Raw genomic sequence first — 16,925 nt, 5'->3', positions numbered from 1 at the left:
CCCCGTGCTCGCCATCCTCTCCGTCACCTTCCCCTTCTTCGCGCTGATCCTGGCCGGCTACGTCGCAGCGAGGCGGCGCATGCTGCCGCTGGACGCGATCCCGGGACTGAACGGCTTCGTGCTGTTCTTCGCCCTGCCCTGCATGCTGTACCGCTTCGGCGCGAGCACGCCGCTGGCGCTGCTGCTGGACCCGGTGCTGGCGGCCGTCTACACGCTGTGCGCCGGGGTGCTGGTGATCGGCGTGGTGGTGGCCGACCGGCGCCGCCTGGGCTGGAACGATGCGGCCCTCGGTGCCCTGGTGGCCGCCTTTCCCAACAGCGGCTTCATGGGCGTGCCGCTGCTGGTGGCCCTGCTGGGCGCCAGCGCGGCCGGCCCGGTGATGCTGACGCTGGTGGTCGACCTGCTGCTGACCACCTCGCTGTGCGTGGCGCTGTCGCGGCTGGACGCCGCCGGTGCCGCCGGCGCACGCCAGGCGCTCGCTCGGGCCCTGCAGGGCGTGGCGCGCAACCCCATGCCCTGGTCCATCGTGCTGGGCATGGCCTGCCAGGCCTTCGGCGTGCGGTTGTGGCAGCCGCTGGACGCCACCATCGCGCTGCTGGCCGCCGCGGCTTCGCCGGTGGCGCTGTTCACCATCGGCGCCGTGCTGGCACGCTCGCAGATGCTGGCCCTTCACGACCACGAACAGCACCGCCCCGTGCCCTGGCGCGAGGTGCTGCCGGTCGTGCTGCTCAAGCTGTTCGCGCACCCGCTGCTGGTGTGGGGCGTCGGCATGGGCGCCATGGCGCTGGGCCTGCCGATCACGCCGTTCGCGCTGTCCGCCATGGTGCTGGCCGCGGCCCTGCCCAGCGCCAGCAACGTCTCGCTGCTGGCCGAGCGCTTCGGTGCGAACAACGGCCGCATCGCGCGCATCATCCTGTGGTCCACGGCCGCAGCCTTCTTCAGTTTCTCGGCGGCGGTCGCGCTGCTGCGCTGAACCCCGTGTTCCTTCACCAGGAGTCCACATGCCCACGCACCGCACCGACCAGTACGCCCTTGCCGACTGCGCCGCCCACGAGCTGGTGCAGCTCTACCGCACCGGCCAGGCCTCGCCGCTGGAAGTGGCCAGCGCCGTGTTCGGCCGCATGGACCGCGTGGACGGCACGCTCAAGGCCTTCTGCCACCTCGACCCCGAGGGCGCGGCCCAGGCCGCCCGCGCCAGCACCCAGCGCTGGCAGCAGGGCACGCCCATCGGCCCGCTGGACGGCGTGCCGGTGTCGATCAAGGACCTGATCCTCACCCAGGGCATGCCGACCCGGCGCGGCAGCGCCACCATCGCCGCCGACCAGCCCTGGGAGGTGGACGCCCCCGTGGCGGCCCGGCTGCGCGCGGCCGGTGCCGTGATCGTGGGCAAGACCGCCACGCCCGAGTTCGGCTGCAAGTGCGAGACCAATTCGCCGCTGACCGGCCTCACGCGCAACCCCTGGAATGCGGCCAAGACCACGGGCGGCTCCTCGGGCGGCGCGGCCGCGGCCGTGGCCGCCGGCATGGCGCCGATCGCCATCGGCACCGACGGTGCGGGCTCGATCCGCAACCCGGCCGCGCTGTGCGGCACCTTCGGCTTGAAGCCCAGCTTCGGCCGCGTGCCGGCCTGGCCGCTGTCGCCGTTCGGCACGGTGGCGCACCTGGGCCCGCACACCATGAGCGTGCTCGACGCGGCCATGGTCATGAACGTGATCAAACAGCCCGATGCGCGCGATTGGACGTCCCTGCCCTTCGACAGCCGCGACTACCTGGTGGGCCTCAACGACGGCGTGCGCGGCCTGCGCGTGGCCTGGTCGCCCACGCTGGGCTATGCCCAGGACGTGCACCCCGAAGTGGCGGCCGCCACGCTGCGCGCGGCCGAGGCCTTCGTCGCCATGGGCGCGCTGGTCGAGCAGATCGACCCCGGCTTCGCCGACCCGCTGGACATCTCCGCCGGCCTGTGGTTCCTGGGCGCATGGCAGGTCTGGAGCGGCCTCACGCCGGCCCAGCAGGCGCTGACCGACCCGGACTTCGCGGCCCAGGCGCAGCTGGGTTCGCGCCTGTCCACGCTGGACGTGCAGGACCTGCACATGCGCCGCGGCGCGCTGGGTTCGCACATGCGCCAGTTCATGGGCGGCTACGACCTGCTGCTGACACCGGCCGTCTCCATCCCCGCCTTCGACGCACTGCCGGCCGGCCACCGGCCCATGGATGCGCAGAGCATGCTGGGCTGGTCGCCGTTCAGCTACCCGTTCAACCTCACGCAGCAGCCGGCCTGCTCCATCCCCTGCGGCCTCACCAGCGACGGCCTGCCGATCGGCCTGCAGATCGTCGGCCCGATGTTCGGCGACGCCATGGTGCTGCGGGCCGCGCGCGCCTACGAGAGCATGCACCCCATCCCGCGCCCGGACCTGACACCCCTGCTGTAGACACATCGTGATAATGCGCCCCGTGCACGCGCGCGGCGCGCGGCAGGGAGGGGACGGCAATGACATTTCTCGCGATCGACATCGGCAACACCCGCCTCAAGTGGGCACAGTACGACGCGCCCGCCCCGGGTGCCCGACTGCTCGCGCACGGCGCGGAATTCCTGGAGAACATCGACAAGCTCGGCGACGGCCCCTGGTCCGCGCTGAGCGAGCCCAAGCACATGCTGGGCTGCCAGGTGGCGGGCGACGCGCTCAAGCGCCGCGCCGAGGAACAGATGGAGCTGTGGGACGTGGCACCGCAATGGGTCGTCTCCAACAGCGAGGAGGCCGGCCTGCGCAACGGCTACGACCACCCCACGCGCCTGGGCACGGACCGCTGGGTCGCCATGGTCGGCGCGCGCCACCGCGTGCTGCGCCGCGACGGGCCGCGCCCCATGGTGGTGGTGATGGTCGGCACGGCCGTGACGGTGGAAGCCGTGGACATCGAAGGCACCTTCCTGGGCGGTCTGATCCTGCCCGGCCACGGCATCATGCTGCGCGCGCTGGAGTCCGGCACGGCCGGCCTGCACGTGCCCACGGGCGACGTGCGCGACTTTCCCACCAACACCAGCGACGCGCTGACCAGCGGCGGCACCTATGCCATCGCGGGCGCGGTCGAGCGCATGGTCCAGCACCTGCAGCAGCACGCCGGCGAGGAGCCGGCCTGCATCATGACCGGCGGTGCCGGCTGGAAGATGGCGCCGCACATGACGCGGCCCTTCGAACTCGTCGACAACCTGATCTTCGACGGGCTGCTGGAGCTGGGGCAGGCGCGCTTCGGCTGAGCGCAGGGCTCAAGACGAGCCCTCTTCGCGCCAGGCCCGCCCTTTCAGGACGCCTCCTGCATCAGCGCCACCAGGTCGAGGTGCCTGTTCTCGCGGGCCAGATCCAGCGCGGTCTTGCCTTGCTTGTCTCGCAGGCTCTTGTCGGCACCTCCGATCAGCAGGCGGCGCACGGTTTCGTAGTGCCCGGCGCTGGCCGCGGCCATCAGGGCGGTGCGGCCGTTGGCGTCGCGCGCATCGGGGCTCACGCCCTGGGCCAGCAAAGCGCTGACCTGGTCCGGTTGCCCGGCGCCGGCCGCCTGGACGATGGACGCTGCATTCGCGCCCTGTGCACCGGCCAGCGGTGCGTAGGCACAGGCCAGGCTCAAGGCGGCGCCCAGGATCAGTTGTTTCGCGGATGAAGTCATGGAGAGGGTGGAGGCACAAGCGTAGAACAAAAGCGTGCCCGGCTTCGTGCAAAAGACATGCCACCACGGCGGCACCAAGCCTGTGCAAATCCGGCCTTCGGCATGGCCCGCTACTTGCTCGGGGTCTGCGTGTTCGTTCATTCCATGCCATTGTTCTCCATGCCCCAAGCGACCCTTTCGACGGCACGCCGCCGCGTCCTGCAGTTCTCCTCCTCCGTCGTGGCCTGTGCCGTGCTGGTGGCCTGCGGCGGCGGCGACGACGGCGTGACCCTCAAGCCCGACCGCAAACCGTTCCCGCTGGTCGAAGCCACGGTGGAAGGCTTCCACGCCGCCATGCGCAACGGCGATGTCTCCTGCCGCGACGTGGTGCAAGGCTACCTGGCCCGCATCGCGGCCTTCGACGCCGAAGCCAGCGCGGCCTACCCCGACAGCCCCGCGCTGCACAGCGTGATCGCCGTCAACCCCGATGCGCTGGCGCGCGCCGACGCGCTGGACCGCGCCTTTTTCTCCACCGGCGACATGGCTGGCCCCATGCATTGCGTGACGGTGCTGGCCAAGGACAACTACGACACCTACGACATGAAGACCACGGCCGGCTCGCTGGTGCTCAAGAACAACCAGCCGCCGGACGACGCCTACGTCGTGAAGAAGATCCGCGACGCCGGCGGCATCATCATCGGCAAGGCCAACATGGACGAGTTCGCCTTCGGCTTCACCGGTAGCTCCTCGGTCGGCGGCAAGACCAAGAACGCCTACGTTCCCGCCAACAGTGCGGGCGGTTCGTCGTCGGGCACCGGCACCTCGATCGCGGCCAGCCTGGCGATGGTCGGCCTGGGCACGGACACCGGCGGCTCGGTGCGCGTTCCCTCGGCCGTGGAAGGCCTGTACGGCCTGCGCCCGACGCTGCGCCTGGTGAGCCAGGACGGCATCGTGCCGCTGGCCCATGGCCAGGACACCGGTGGCCCGCTGTGCCGCTCGCTGCCCGACTGTGCGCTGACCATGGATGCCATGGCCGGCTTCGATGCCGCCAAGACCAGCGGCCAGCGCACCGCCAAGGCCTGGGATGCACCGCTGGTCGCCAGCGCCGCCGCCTACGACGCCATGACGGCGCGGCCTGCGAGCTACACCGCTGCCTTGAAGGCCGATGGACTCAAGGGTGCGCGCATCGGCGTGGTGCGGGCCATGTTCCCGGCGCCGACCGCGGCCAACCAGTTGTTCATCGACACGCTGAATGCCGCGCTCGACACGATGCGCGCGGCCGGCGCGACGGTGGAGGACGTGGAGATCGCCGACCGCAGCACGATCCTCACCGCGTATGCCAGCCTGTCGAGCTACGAGTTCCGCGACGACCTGACGGCCTACCTGGGCAGCTGGTCGTCCAGCGCCGACGGCCACCCGCGCACCACCGAGGAGGTGGCGGCCGGCATGGCCGTGCTCGAACCCACGCGTTCGGCGAACTTTGCCAACTACGTGACCCTGGGCACCAACAAGGAAGCCAACCCCGTCTACCAGAACAACCTGAAGCCGCGCGACGAGTTCGTGATCCCGCGCGTGCAGGCCACGCTGGACAACAAGGACTTCGCCACCGGCACGGTCAAGGGCGCGGCCTACGACGTGCTGGTCTACCCGGTACTGCAGGGCTTCAACAGCACCAGCGTCAACGCGGGCAGCAACAACCGCCTGAGCCCGTTCACGGGCTTCCCCGCGCTGGCCTTCCCGGCCGGCTTCGTCAAGGCGACGGCGGCCTCGCCCTCCGTGGAGCCGGTGACCTTCGAGATGATCGGCCGGGCCTTCGCCGAGCCCACGCTGTTCCGCCTGGGCGCCGGCTGGGAGGCGGTGGCCAGCGCACGCGTGCCGAGCCCGCTGGCACCCGAGCTGACGAAGTAGCCCACGCGGCGCCGGCGCCGCACCGGCGCGCGCAATCGCTGCGCTCGCGGCTTCAATTCCCCAAGAAACCGCGATGCGCTGCCCCGTCCGCTGGGCCGTACCGGCCTGTACGTGGATGCTGGTGCAGCAAGCCGTCCGTGCAGCCCTAATGCAGCAGCGCCGCGGCCTGGGCCGGCTCGCGCAGCCGCAAGGGCCCGCCAGCGCCGTTCTCGAAGGCCTGGGCCAGGTGCTCGATCAGCTTGCGCACACGCAGCGGCTGGTGCAGGCGCTCGCGGTAGACCAGGAAGATGCCCGGAGCCGGGCAATCCCAGGCCGCCAGCACCACCTGCAGTTCGCCGCGCGCCACGGCCGGGTCGGCCAGCACGCGCGGCAGCACGGCCAGGCCCTGGCCCAGCAGCGCGGCGGCCATCAGCGCCTCCACATGGTTGGCGCGCAAGGCCTGGCGCAGCACCGGCTGCGTGCGCTCCTGCGTGACCGGATGGCTGAACTGCCAGGCCTGGCTGGCACCCGCGCCGCTGTGCACCACGCAGTCGTGGCCGGCCAGTTCGCCCGGGTCGCGCGGCAGGCCCCGCGCGCGCAGGTAGGCGGGCGCGGCGTAGACGCCCATGGGCACCTCGCCGATGCGGCGCGCCACCAGATGCGCGGGCAGCACCTGGGCGATGCGCAGCGCCAGATCCACGCCACCGTCTTCCATGGACTCCAGCGCATCGCCGAGCACGAGGTCGATGCGCACCTGCGGGTGCTGGGCCATGAAGTCGGCCAGCAGCGGCGCCAGCCGGGCCGCGCCGAACGAGGCCGGGGCCGAGAAGCGGATGTCGCCCGCCACCTCGGCGCCATGCTGGCGGCTGCTCCGCATGAGGGCCTCGTAGGCGCCGATCACGCCACGCGCCCGCGCCAGCGCGGCCTCGCCCTCGCGCGTCAGCGCCACGCGCCGCGTGGAGCGCTGCAACAGGCGCAGGCCCAGGCTCTGCTCCAGTTCCTGCACGGCCCGCGTGACCACGGGCGTGGACAGGTCCAGCGCGGCCGCGGCCCGCGTGAAGCTGTTGCGCTCGGCCACGGCGGCGAAGATTTCAAGGGCTTTGAGTCGGTCCATGGGCGCATGGTGCGCCGCAGCAACCGACATGGAATCTCAGCCGGGTTTCGGTTTGTTTCGTTTCATGTCAAGCCGCGGCCAGGCCGTCCACCGCCTGGAACATGGCCTGGCGCGCCTGGCTGATGACCTGGCCTTTCCAGGCGTCGGTGTCGGTGTAGAAGGCCGCCAGCAGGCGTGCGCGGATGGTCTGTGCCAGCGCGGGTGGCGCCTGCGGGTGCCGGTGCAGCCAATGGTCGCCGCGCAAGGCCTCGATGACCTCCTCGAAGGGCACGGTGCCGTACTCCAGCGCCAGGCCCGTGTACTCGGCCTGCGGGCATTCCTCGTACACGGCGTTGAAGGCCATGCCGGTCAGGAAGGCCGAAGTCGAGGAGCCGTCGTAGATCGAGGTCACGCCCGCGCCCCACCAGGCCCGTGCCCGCGCGAGCGCGGCGGCATCGTCGCGGCAGGCGAAGATGCGTTCGCCGATGCCCGAAGGCCCCAGGCCCGTGTGCAGGTCGATCCAGGCCAGCCGGCGCGCGCGGCCGGCCTCGCGGCGCAGCACGGCGCGCCAGGCCAGGTTGCTCCAGGTGGGCTCCACGCCGCCGTAGAACAGGCCGTCGGCGAAGCCATGCTGCCCCTGCGTCACGGCCGCCTGCAGCGCGGCCGCGCCGTGCCGGGCCACGTAGGCGGCCACGGCGGCCCGGTTGGCCTGCGTCGGCGGCCACTCGGGCGGCAGCATGAGGCCGTGCACCTCGGCATAGGCGCTGTTGTCCGGCAACGGCTGCGCGAAATCCTGGAAGTTGCGGTTCAGGTCCACGTTCTCGTGCGTCACGCGGCGCGTCCAGGAGAAGCCGTAAGGGTTCAGCGCATGCACGTACAACACGGCCACGCCGGCCGCATGGGCCTTGGCACGCCACTCTTCGTCGTGCAGCGCGAACACCTGCACGCCGCTGCCGCAATGGCCTTCGACGCCGTGGCAGGCACTGGTGACGACGAGCAGCCGCTCGGCGTCCGGCGGGCCATCGCGCGCCGTGTCCAGCGCCAGCGTCTCGCCTTCGCGGCCGGGCAGAGGGTGGGCCAGCGAGTGGATCGCCATGCCGGCGCGGGCCGCGCCCTCCAGGAACTGGACGCGCGCAGCGCGGTAGCTGGACGAGAAGGCCTGCGCGACGCCGATCACGGCCGCGCGAGCCACTGCTCGGCCAGCCGCACCCAGTAGCTTGCGCCCAGCGGGATCAGCTCGTCGTTGAAGTCGTAGCTGGGGTTGTGGATGGTGCAGGGGCCGCCGCCGTGGCCGATGTCGCGGTGCGCGCCATCGCCGTTGCCGATGAAGCAGTAGGCACCGGGCCGGGCCTGCAGCATGTAGGCGAAGTCCTCCGCGCCCATGGTGGGCTCCTGCGGGCGCACGTTCTCGGCGCCGACGATGCCGGCCATGACTTCGCGCGCGAACGCCGTCTCGGCCGGGTGGTTCACGGTGGGCGGGTAGTTGCGGTCGAACTCGAATTCGCACTGCGCGTCGAAGGCCGCGCAGATGTTCTGCGCGATGGCCCGCATGCGCTCCTCGATGAGGTCCAGCACCTCCAGCGTGAAGGTGCGCACCGTGCCCTGCAGCTCGCAGCTGTCGGGCACCACGTTGGTGGCCTCGCCGGCATGCACCATCGTGACCGAGATCACACCCGCGTCCACCGGCTTCTTGTTGCGGCTGATGATGGTCTGGAAGGCCTGCACCATCTGGCAGGCGATCGGCACGGGGTCGGTGCCCATGTGCGGCAGCGCGGCATGGCTGCCCTTGCCGCGGATGGTGATCTTGAACTCGTTGCTCGACGCCATCACCGGCCCTTCGCTGACCGCGAAGCTGCCCACCGGCAGGCCCGGCCAGTTGTGCATGCCGAACACGGCCTCCATGGGGAACTGCTCGAACAGGCCGTCCTTGATCATCTCGCGCGCGCCGCCGCCGCCCTCTTCGGCCGGCTGGAAGATCAGGTAGACGGTGCCGTCGAAATGGCGGTTCTTCGCCAGGTGCTGGGCTGCCGCCAGCAGCATGGCGGTGTGGCCGTCGTGGCCGCAGGCGTGCATCTTGCCCTGGTGCTGGCTGGCATGGGCGAAGGTGTTGAACTCCTGCATGGGCAGCGCGTCGATGTCGGCGCGCAGGCCGATGGCGCGGGACGAGCTGCCGTTCTTGACGATGCCGACCACGCCGGTCGTGCCCATGCCGCGGTGGATCGGGATGCCCCATTCCGTGAGCCTGGCGGCCACGAGGTCGGCCGTGCGGACCTCCTCGAAGCACAGTTCGGGATGGGCGTGGATGTCGCGGCGGATGGCGGCGATGCCGGCGGCCTGGCCGACGATGGAATCGATGAGCTTCATGTGACTGGCGTCATGTCGGGTGGCGGGCTTTGCAGTCTAGCGTTGCGGCGTCTCTCTCGGAAAACCTCGGGGCGCTGAAACAGACGACACAAAACAAGCATGACTTAAGCAATCCGGGGGATTGTTTTTGTGTTGCCGTGTGACATAGTGCTTCGCAAGAACAAATTTTTGCAAATTGCCGCGACGCGAACAGCGGGTAGCGGGAGGAGGAGGAATCTCATGTTGGCGAACCGTTGGAAACGCTGGCTTGCCGCCGGCCTGGTGTTCATCGCTGGCCTCTCCCAGGCGGCCCCGGTGACGGTGGAGGTGGACGGCAGCGGCCCGTATGCGGCCGGCTCCACGCTGGTGGTCCGGCTGTTCGATGCCGACCTCGGCACGGGCATGTGTTCAGGCGGCTTTTGCGCGGCCGACCTGCGCGTGAGCTTCGACACGGCGCTGCTCCAGACACCCGTGCTCGGCGCCTTCTTTCCGGGGTGGCTGGACCCGTCGGAGGTCTTCGGCACCCCTGGCGCGACCACCCCCTCGGGCGGGTCCATGGCCTTCATCGACATCTCGCTGCTCGCCTTCCCCTCCATGCCGGTGCCGGTCGGCAAGACCGAGATCCTGAGCCTGAGCTTCACGGTGCAGGCGGGCGCGGGCGGCCAGGGCAGCATCACGGTCGCACCCTTCGCGCTGCGCGATGGCGACCCGCCCACCTACGAATTCGTGGCAGCCGCCTCGCCCGCCTTCGAGGTGACGCAGGGCAACACCGTGCCCGAACCCGCCAGCCTCGCGCTGACGGCCCTGGGCCTGGGCCTGGGATGGGTGGGCCGCAGGCGCTCCGCCGCCGCAACCGCCGCCTGAGCTTTCTTCCAGCAACCTCGTCGCTGGTGTCGGCGGCCTCGGGCCCCCGACGCGCAGCGGCACGTTCTCGGCTCCTGCCAGGGGAAGCACGATGGGCCTCGCTGCGTCTTCTACAAGCACCACGGCATCCGGCGCGGCGAACGAGGCCACGCACCGCATGCTCGGTGACGCCTCCGACGCGCGCGCCTTCCTGCGCCAGTGGCTGGCCCTGGCCGTGGCGCGGCTGCCGCAGGTCGACGGCGCGCTGCTGCTGGTCGAGGACGAGGCCGGCGTGCTGGTGCCCGGCGCCATGTGGCCCGAGCAGATCGCCGATGTGAGCCCCTACGCGCAGGCCGCCCAGGCCTGCGTGGACAGCCGGCGCGATGTGGTGCTGCCGCTGCCGCCACCCGAGGACGCCGGTCCGGCGGCCGTCAAGCGCGTGATGCCACCCAAGGACCAGGTGGTCGTGGCCTCGCCCCTCTTCAGCGCCCAGCGCCTGATCGGCGCGCTGGTGTTCATGACGCGCCGCGGTGGCGAAGTCGACGTCGCCCGCGCCGTGACCGACCTGCAGTGGGGTGCCGGCTGGCTCGATGCCCTGTCGCGCAGCCGCGGCCGCGAGGCAGAACAGGCCGCACTGCAACGCGCGCGCGCCGGGCTCGACCTGGTGGCCCTGATCGCCCAGTACGACCAGGTGGACGACGCCTGCCTGGCCGTGGCCGCCGAACTGGCCCGGGCCGTGGGCGGCCTGCGCGTGGCCATCGGCCTGGTGGCGCCGGGCGGCAGGCTGCGCCTGGTGGCCCTCTCGCACGCCGCCTGGTTCGACCGCAAGAGCCAGCAGGCCGCCGCCATCGAGCGTGCCATGGCCGAGGCCGTGGAGCAGCGCTGCAGCCTGTCCTGGCCGCCCGTGCACGGCGACCCGCAGCGCGTGGACCGTGCCCAGCACGACGTGGCCGCCGCCATGCCCGGCCCCGACGACGCGCCCGGCGGCGTGCTGACCGTGCCCATCGTGGCCGGCGCGCGCGCGGTCGGCGCCGTGGTCTGGCACCTGCCCGCGGCCCAGGTCACGCCGGCCTTCATGGCCCAGATCGAGGGCATCGCCGTGGTGCTGGCCCCGCTGCTCGCGCGGCTGCAGGATGCCTCGCGCTGGTTCTCGGGCGCCGTGCCGGCCCAGCTGCGCCAGGGCTGGTCCGCACTGCGCGACCCGCGCCGGCCGGCCTTCGCGGTCGGCGGCGCGCTGCTGCTGGCGGCGCTGGCCGCCGTGGCCCTGGTGCCCACGGCCTACCGCGTGCCGGCCCGCGCCGTGCTCGAAGGCGAGGTGCAGCGCGTGATGGCCGCCCCCTTCGAAGGCTTCGTGGCAGAGGCCCCCGTGCGCGCCGGCCAGCGCGTGGCGCGCGGCGAGCTGCTGGCCCGGCTGGACGACCGCGACCTGGCCATCGAGCAGGCCCGGCTGCGCGCCGAACTCGCGCAGCAGGAGCAAAAGCTCGCCGAGGCCATGGCCGCCCACAACCGCGCCGAATCGGCCGTGGTCTCGGCCCAGGTCGGCGAGACGCTGGCCAAGCTCGAGCAGGTCACGCAGCGCATGCAGCGCACGCGCGTGGAGGCGCCGTTCGACGGCGTGCTCGTGGCCGGCGACTGGTCGCAGGCCATCGGCAGCCCGATCGAGCAGGGCAAGATGCTGTTCACGCTGGCGCCGCTGACCGGTTACCGCGTGGTGCTCAAGGTCGACGAGCGCGACGTGCGCGACGTGGTGCCCGGCCAGCACGGCGCACTGGTGCTCTCGGGCATGGCGGCCGAGCGCCTGCCCTTCGTGGTGCGCCAGATCTCGGTGGCCACGGCCGAGGAAGGCGCCAACCTGTTCCGCGTCGAGGCCGACCTGGTCGGCACGCCCGAGCGCCTGCGCCCCGGCATGGAGGGCGTGGGCAAGATCGAGGCCGGCGAGCGCACGCTGCTGTGGATCGCCACGCGCCGGCTGGTGGACTGGATCCGCGTCACGCTGTGGCGCTACCTGCCCTGACACACCATGGGCCAGGAATTCCAGTCCGCGCACTGGTACCGCGTGTCCGCGGTGCGGCTGCGCCTGGCGCCCGAGCTGCGGGCCCAGCGCCAGACCATCCGCGGCACCGCATGGTACGTGCTGTTCGACCCGCTCAACCAGCGCACCCACCGGCTCACGCCCGAGGCCTGGTTCGTGGTCTCGCGCATGGACGGCCACCACACCGTGGAGCAGCTGTGGCAGGCCGCGGTCGACGCGCTGGGCGAGAAGGCGCCGCCGCAGGACGAGCTGATCCAGCTGCTGTCGCAACTGCACGAGGCCGACGCGCTGGCCTCCGACGCCATGCCCGACATGGACGACCAGCTGCGCCGGCGCGACCGCCAGCGGCGCCAGCAGTGGCTGCGCAACCTCAAGAACCCGATGGCGCTGCGCTTTCGGCTGTGGGACCCCGACAGCTTCCTCGTGCGCACGCTGCCCCTTTTCGCCTGGCTGTTCGGCCCGCTGGGCGCGCTGCTGTGGCTGGCCGTGGTGTTGCCGGCCGGCGTGCTGGCCTGGCAGAACTGGGGCGAGATCGCCGGCAACGCCTCCGACGCGCTGCTGTCGGCCAGCAGCCTGCTGACCATGGCCGTGGTCTACCCGGGCGTGAAGTTCATCCACGAGATGTCGCATGCCTACGCCGCGCGCCGCCACGGCGCGGAGGTGCACGACATGGGCCTCATGTTCCTGGTGTTCGCACCCGTGCCCTATGTCGACGCCTCGGGCAGCGCGGCCTTCCCGCGGCGCAGCCAGCGCGCACTGGTGGCCGGTGTCGGCATGCTGGCCGAGCTGTTCCTGGCCGCGCTGGCGCTGTGGGTCTGGCTCACGGTGGAGCCCGGCCTGGTGCGCTCGCTGGCCTTCAGCGTGATGGTGCTGGGCGGGCTGTCCACGCTGCTGTTCAACGGCAACCCGCTGCTGCGCTTCGACGGCTACTTCGTGCTGTGCGATGCGATCGAGGTGCCCAACCTGGCGCAGCGCAGCAACGCGTTCTGGATCTGGCTCATCAAGCGCTACGCCTTCGGCCTGGAGCAGGCACGCCAGCCCGAGAGCGTGGCCGGCGAGGGCAAGTGGCTCACCGCCTACGCGCCGCTGTCGCTGGGCTACCGGCTGTCGATCACGCTGGGCATCGCCATCTTCCTGGGCCAGGAGTACCTCTACCTGGGCCTGGCCATCGGCGTCTGGGGCATGCTGACGCAGTTCGTCTGGCCGCTGCTCAAGGGCCTGCGCTGGCTCTGGGCCGGCACCGACCTGGTCGGCCGCCGGCTGCGCCCGGCCGTGGTCACCGCGGCTGTCGTCGGCCTGGCCGCGCTGGGCCTGCTGGGCATCCCGGCGCCGCGCAGCACCTACGCCCAGGGCGTGGTCTGGCCGGCCGAATCGGCCCAGCTGCGGGCCGGGGAATCGGGCTTCGTGGCGGCCGTGCGCGGCGCGCCCGGCCAGGCGGTCGGCGAAGGCGCGCTGGTGCTGGCCCTGGCCAACGACCAGCTGGCGCGCGACCTGGAGACCGCCCAGGCGCGCGAGGAGCAGGCCCACGCGCGCTGGCAGGCCGCGCTGGCCGCCACCCGCACGCGCGTGGATGCCGCCGGTGCGCGCGTGGAACTGGCCGTGGCCACCGCGGCGCTGCACCAGGCCGAGGACGAGCACGCCCACGCACTGCGCAAGCATGCCGGCCTGCGCGTGGTGGCGCAGCGCGACGGCCAACTCGCGCTGCCGCTGGCCGCCGACCTGCCCGGCCGCTGGCTGCGCAAGGGCGAGAACGTGGGCCACCTGCGCACCGACGACGCGCCCACCGTGCGCGTGGTCGTCACCCAGGACGACATCGACGGCGTGCGCGCCGGCCCCGAGCGCATCCAGGTGCGGCTGGCCGGCGACCTGGGCCAGACCGTGGCTGCGCAAGTCGTGCGCGAGGTTCCGGGCGGCGACAACAGCCTGCCCTCGATGGCCCTGGCGCTCGAGCACGGCGGCACCGTGGCCGTGGACCCGCGCCAGAACGAGGAGCCGCGCGCGCTGAACCGCGTGTTCCAGTTCGACCTGGCGCTGCCTGCCAGCGTGGCGGACGCGCGGATCGGCGAGCGCGCCCACGTGCGCTTCGTGCTCGACGACGAACCCCTGGGCCTGCAGGGCTGGCGCCGGCTGCGCCAGCTGCTGCTGTCCAAGCTCACGCTGTAGGCCCTGCCATGCTGCGCGCCGCGCTGGCCCCTGCCGCCGCCACCCTCGCCCCGTCGCCCTGGGTGGAACGCGCCGAGGCCCGCCAGAACGGCATGGACCGGGCCCTGCTCTACGCCGCCGGCCAGCTGCTGGCGGCGGTGAGCCCGCTGCGGCGCCAGCGCGTGCGCGCCTTCGCGCGCCGCGTGCTGGCCAGTGATGCATTGCTGCAGGCGGAGACGCTTGAGCAGCTGCAGGCCCGCGCCCAGGCCCTGCGCGCTGCGCTGCGGGCCGACGGCCTGGCCGAGGCCCATGTGGTGGCGGCCTTCGCGCTGGTGCGCGAGGTCAGCGGCCGCCAGCTCGGCAAGCGCCACTTCCCGGTGCAGCTGATGGGCGGGCGCGCCATCCTGGAAGGCGTGATCGCCGAGATGGCCACCGGCGAAGGCAAGACGCTGACGGCCCTGCTGCCGGCCGTGACCATGGCGCTGGCCGGCGTGCCCGTGCACGTGGTCACCGTCAACGAGTACCTGGCCGCGCGCGACGCCGAGGAGATGACGCCGGTCTACGCCTTCTTCGGCCTGTCTGTCGGCCAGGTCCTGCCCGACCAGGAGCCGCCCGCGCGGCGCGAGGCCTACCTGGCCGACGTGGCCTACTGCGTCAACAAGGACCTGACCTTCGACTACCTGCGCGACCGCATCGAGGTGCTGCGCGGCCAGCTTGGCGCGCGCGCCGCCGTGGCCACGCTGGTGGCCGGCCGCGCCGCGCCGCGCGCCGTGATGCGCGGCCTGTGGTTTGCCATCGTCGACGAGGCCGACAGCGTGTTCATCGACGAGGCGCGCACGCCGCTGATCATCTCGGCCACCAAGCCCGGCGGCGCCGGCATCCCCGAGTACGACGCCGCGCTGGCCCAGGCCGCGCGGCTGCAGGCCCGCACGCACTTCCTGCTGCGCGAACGCGAGCGCCATGTGGTGCTGACCGAGGCCGGCCGCGCCTGGGTGCTGGCGCTGCAGGACGCCGCGCTGCCGCGCGCCGATGTGGAGCGCACGCGCGTGCTCGAGCAGGCGCTGTCGGCCCTGCACTGCTACACGCGCGACCGCCACTACATCGTGGCCGACGGCAAGGTGCAGATCGTCGACGAGTACACCGGCCGCGTGATGGCAGACCGCAGCTGGGAGAGCGGCCTGCACCAGATGGTGGAGCGCAAGGAGGCGCTGGAGATCACGGCGCGCCGCCACACCACGGCGCGCATCACCTACCAGCGCCTGTTCCGCCGCTACCTGCGCGTGGGCGGCATGAGCGGCACCGTGACCGAGACCGCCGGCGAGCTCAAGTCGGTGCTGGGCCTGGACGTGCTGCGCATCGGCACGCACCGGCGCATCCTTCGGCGCGACCTCGGCACCCGGCTGTTCGCGCAGGGCGCGCAGCGCGACGCGGCCGTCGTGCAGTCCGCGCTGGCACAGGCGGCCAAGGGCCGCGCCGTGCTGGTCGGCACGCGCTCGGTGGCGGCGTCCGAGCGCATCGGCGCGCTGCTGGCCGCGGCCGGCGCCGCGCACCTCGTGCTCAACGCCAAGCAGGACGCCCAAGAGGCCGCCATCATCGCCGGCGCCGGTGCGCCCGGCCGCATCACGGTGGCCACCAACATGGCCGGTCGCGGCACCGACATCCACCTCGATGCCGCCGTGCGCAGCGCGGGCGGCCTGCACGTGGTGCTGACCGAATTCCACGACTCCACCCGCATCGACCGCCAGCTCTACGGCCGCTCGGGCCGCCAGGGCGACCCCGGCAGTTTCGAGAGCCTGGTGGCGCTGGAGGACGAGCTGTTCACCACGCACGCCACGGCCTTGCAGGCCTGGGTGCGCGCACGCTGCCGCCCCGATGCCAGCGGCCGGCTGCCCGGCTGGGCCGCGCACGCGCTGCGCCGCTGGGCCCAGCGCCGCGCCGAGGCCCACCACGCCGACGTGCGGCGCCAGACCCTGGGCCACGAACGCGACAACGACCGGCTGCTGGCCTTCGCCGGCCGCCCCGAATGAGGAGCTTTGCCATGACCCGACACCTGCACCTGACGGCCCTGCTGGCCACCGCCTGGGCCACCCACCACGGCGCGCTGGCGGCCGAGTTCAACTGCCTGATCGAACCGCGCAAGGTGGTCGAGCTGCGCAGCCCCAGCACCGGCGTGGTGGACCGTGTCGAGGCCGAGCGCGGCCAGCTGGTGCGCGCCGGCCAGGTGCTGGTGTCGCTGGACTCCGGCCTGGAACGCGCCGCGCTGGACATCGCGCGCCACCGGGCCACCATGGAGGGTGCGATCAAGACCGGCGAGAGCCGGCTCGAGTTCTCCACCCAGAAGCTCAAGCGCCGCGAGGAACTGCTCACGCAGAAGTACGTCTCGCAGCAGGACCACGACGAGTCCCGCACCGAGATGCGGCTGGCGCAGAGCGAGCTGCTGGACGCACGCGACAACCGCCGCCTGGCCGAGCTCGAGGTGCGCCGCAACGAGGAACAGATCCGCCTGCGCACCATCCGCAGCCCCGTCACCGGCGTGGTGGTCGAGCGCAACGTGCACGTGGGCGAACTGGCCGATCCGGGCGAGCAGCGCAAGCCGCTGCTGCGCATTGCCGAGATCTCCACGCTCTACGTGGAGGCCGTGCTGCCGGCCGAGGCCTACGCCCATGTGCGCGTGGGCCAGCAGGGCACCGTGCGCGCCGAGCTGCCCGTCAAGGTGAACGCCGCCGGCACCGTGCGCGTGGTCGACAAGGTGCTGGACGCGGCCTCCGGCACCTTCGGCGTGCGCCTGGAACTGCCCAACCCACAGACCGAGATCCCCGCCGGCATCGCCTGCCGCGTCGACCTGCCCGACGTTCCCGCCTCGCCGGCCCGGCGCGAGCAGCGCCGCTTCGACCCGAGCAAGGGCTGACCGCCCGCCCCGGACACATACCAGAGACAAGCGCCACCGCG

General features: G+C 72.3%; 13 protein-coding genes. 9 read left to right on the top strand and 4 right to left on the bottom strand.

Going from position 1 to position 16,925, the window contains the following annotated elements; all coding sequences use genetic code 11:
* Positions 1-4 precede the first annotated feature (4 nt).
* Genes ACSQ4M_RS08270 through ACSQ4M_RS08260 form a run of 3 tightly spaced genes read left to right on the top strand, consistent with a single transcriptional unit; the run spans position 5 to position 3,253 of the window.
* Positions 5-973, top strand: a complete 969-nt coding sequence (locus ACSQ4M_RS08270; RefSeq protein ID WP_436189104.1) for an AEC family transporter — start codon at positions 5-7, stop codon at positions 971-973.
* Between the two features lie 28 nt (positions 974-1,001).
* A complete protein-coding gene (locus tag ACSQ4M_RS08265) occupies positions 1,002-2,429 on the top strand; it encodes an amidase (RefSeq protein ID WP_436189103.1) in 1,428 nt (475 codons plus the stop codon).
* A gap of 59 nt (positions 2,430-2,488) precedes the next feature.
* Complete coding sequence (locus tag ACSQ4M_RS08260) at positions 2,489-3,253, top strand: type III pantothenate kinase (protein WP_436189102.1); 765 nt, start codon at positions 2,489-2,491, stop codon at positions 3,251-3,253.
* 44 nt (positions 3,254-3,297) lie between these two features.
* Here the strand turns inward: ACSQ4M_RS08260 and ACSQ4M_RS08255 are convergent, their stop codons facing one another.
* Complete coding sequence (locus ACSQ4M_RS08255; RefSeq protein WP_436189101.1) at positions 3,298-3,657, bottom strand: ankyrin repeat domain-containing protein; 360 nt, start codon at positions 3,655-3,657, stop codon at positions 3,298-3,300.
* Positions 3,658-3,816: 159 nt separating this feature from the next.
* Between ACSQ4M_RS08255 and ACSQ4M_RS08250 the strand changes: the two genes are divergently transcribed.
* Positions 3,817-5,544 carry an amidase gene (locus tag ACSQ4M_RS08250; protein WP_436189100.1) on the top strand — a complete coding sequence of 576 codons (1,728 nt, stop codon included), beginning with the start codon at positions 3,817-3,819 and terminating at the stop codon, positions 5,542-5,544.
* A 145-nt stretch (positions 5,545-5,689) separates the two neighbouring features.
* Here the strand turns inward: ACSQ4M_RS08250 and ACSQ4M_RS08245 are convergent, their stop codons facing one another.
* The 3 genes from ACSQ4M_RS08245 to ACSQ4M_RS08235 are packed head-to-tail and all read right to left on the bottom strand — an operon-like array spanning position 5,690 to position 8,980.
* Positions 5,690-6,667 (bottom strand): LysR family transcriptional regulator, encoded by a 978-nt coding sequence (locus ACSQ4M_RS08245; protein WP_436189099.1) that lies wholly within the window; start codon positions 6,665-6,667, stop codon positions 5,690-5,692.
* A gap of 37 nt (positions 6,668-6,704) precedes the next feature.
* Positions 6,705-7,793, bottom strand: a complete 1,089-nt coding sequence (locus ACSQ4M_RS08240; protein ID WP_436189098.1) for a M14 family metallopeptidase — start codon at positions 7,791-7,793, stop codon at positions 6,705-6,707.
* Entirely contained in the window at positions 7,790-8,980 is a 1,191-nt protein-coding gene (locus ACSQ4M_RS08235) for a M20 aminoacylase family protein (protein ID WP_436189097.1), read from the bottom strand. The genes ACSQ4M_RS08240 and ACSQ4M_RS08235 overlap by 4 nt, the downstream gene beginning before the upstream one ends.
* Positions 8,981-9,199: 219 nt before the next feature.
* On the opposite strand from ACSQ4M_RS08235, the gene ACSQ4M_RS08230 reads away from it, so the two are divergent.
* From ACSQ4M_RS08230 to ACSQ4M_RS08210, 5 genes are all read left to right on the top strand, one after another.
* Complete coding sequence (locus ACSQ4M_RS08230) at positions 9,200-9,823, top strand: PEP-CTERM sorting domain-containing protein (RefSeq protein WP_436189096.1); 624 nt, start codon at positions 9,200-9,202, stop codon at positions 9,821-9,823.
* A gap of 91 nt (positions 9,824-9,914) precedes the next feature.
* Complete coding sequence (locus ACSQ4M_RS08225) at positions 9,915-11,816, top strand: HlyD family efflux transporter periplasmic adaptor subunit (RefSeq protein ID WP_436189095.1); 1,902 nt, start codon at positions 9,915-9,917, stop codon at positions 11,814-11,816.
* Between the two features lie 6 nt (positions 11,817-11,822).
* Entirely contained in the window at positions 11,823-13,997 is a 2,175-nt protein-coding gene (locus ACSQ4M_RS08220; protein WP_436189094.1) for a hypothetical protein, read from the top strand.
* Positions 13,998-14,005: 8 nt separating this feature from the next.
* Complete coding sequence (locus ACSQ4M_RS08215; RefSeq protein ID WP_436189093.1) at positions 14,006-16,003, top strand: hypothetical protein; 1,998 nt, start codon at positions 14,006-14,008, stop codon at positions 16,001-16,003.
* An 11-nt stretch (positions 16,004-16,014) separates the two neighbouring features.
* The gene (locus tag ACSQ4M_RS08210) at positions 16,015-16,884 is read left to right on the top strand and encodes an efflux RND transporter periplasmic adaptor subunit (protein WP_436189092.1); all 870 of its coding nucleotides are present in this window, start codon (positions 16,015-16,017) and stop codon (positions 16,882-16,884) included.
* Positions 16,885-16,925: the final 41 nt, after the last annotated feature.

It is taken from the genome of Pseudorhodoferax sp. LjRoot39 (assembly GCF_964253035.1).
In the GTDB taxonomy this organism is placed as follows: Bacteria; Pseudomonadota; Gammaproteobacteria; order Burkholderiales; family Burkholderiaceae_C; genus Pseudorhodoferax.
This window is presented reverse-complemented; position numbering and strand designations above follow the sequence as displayed.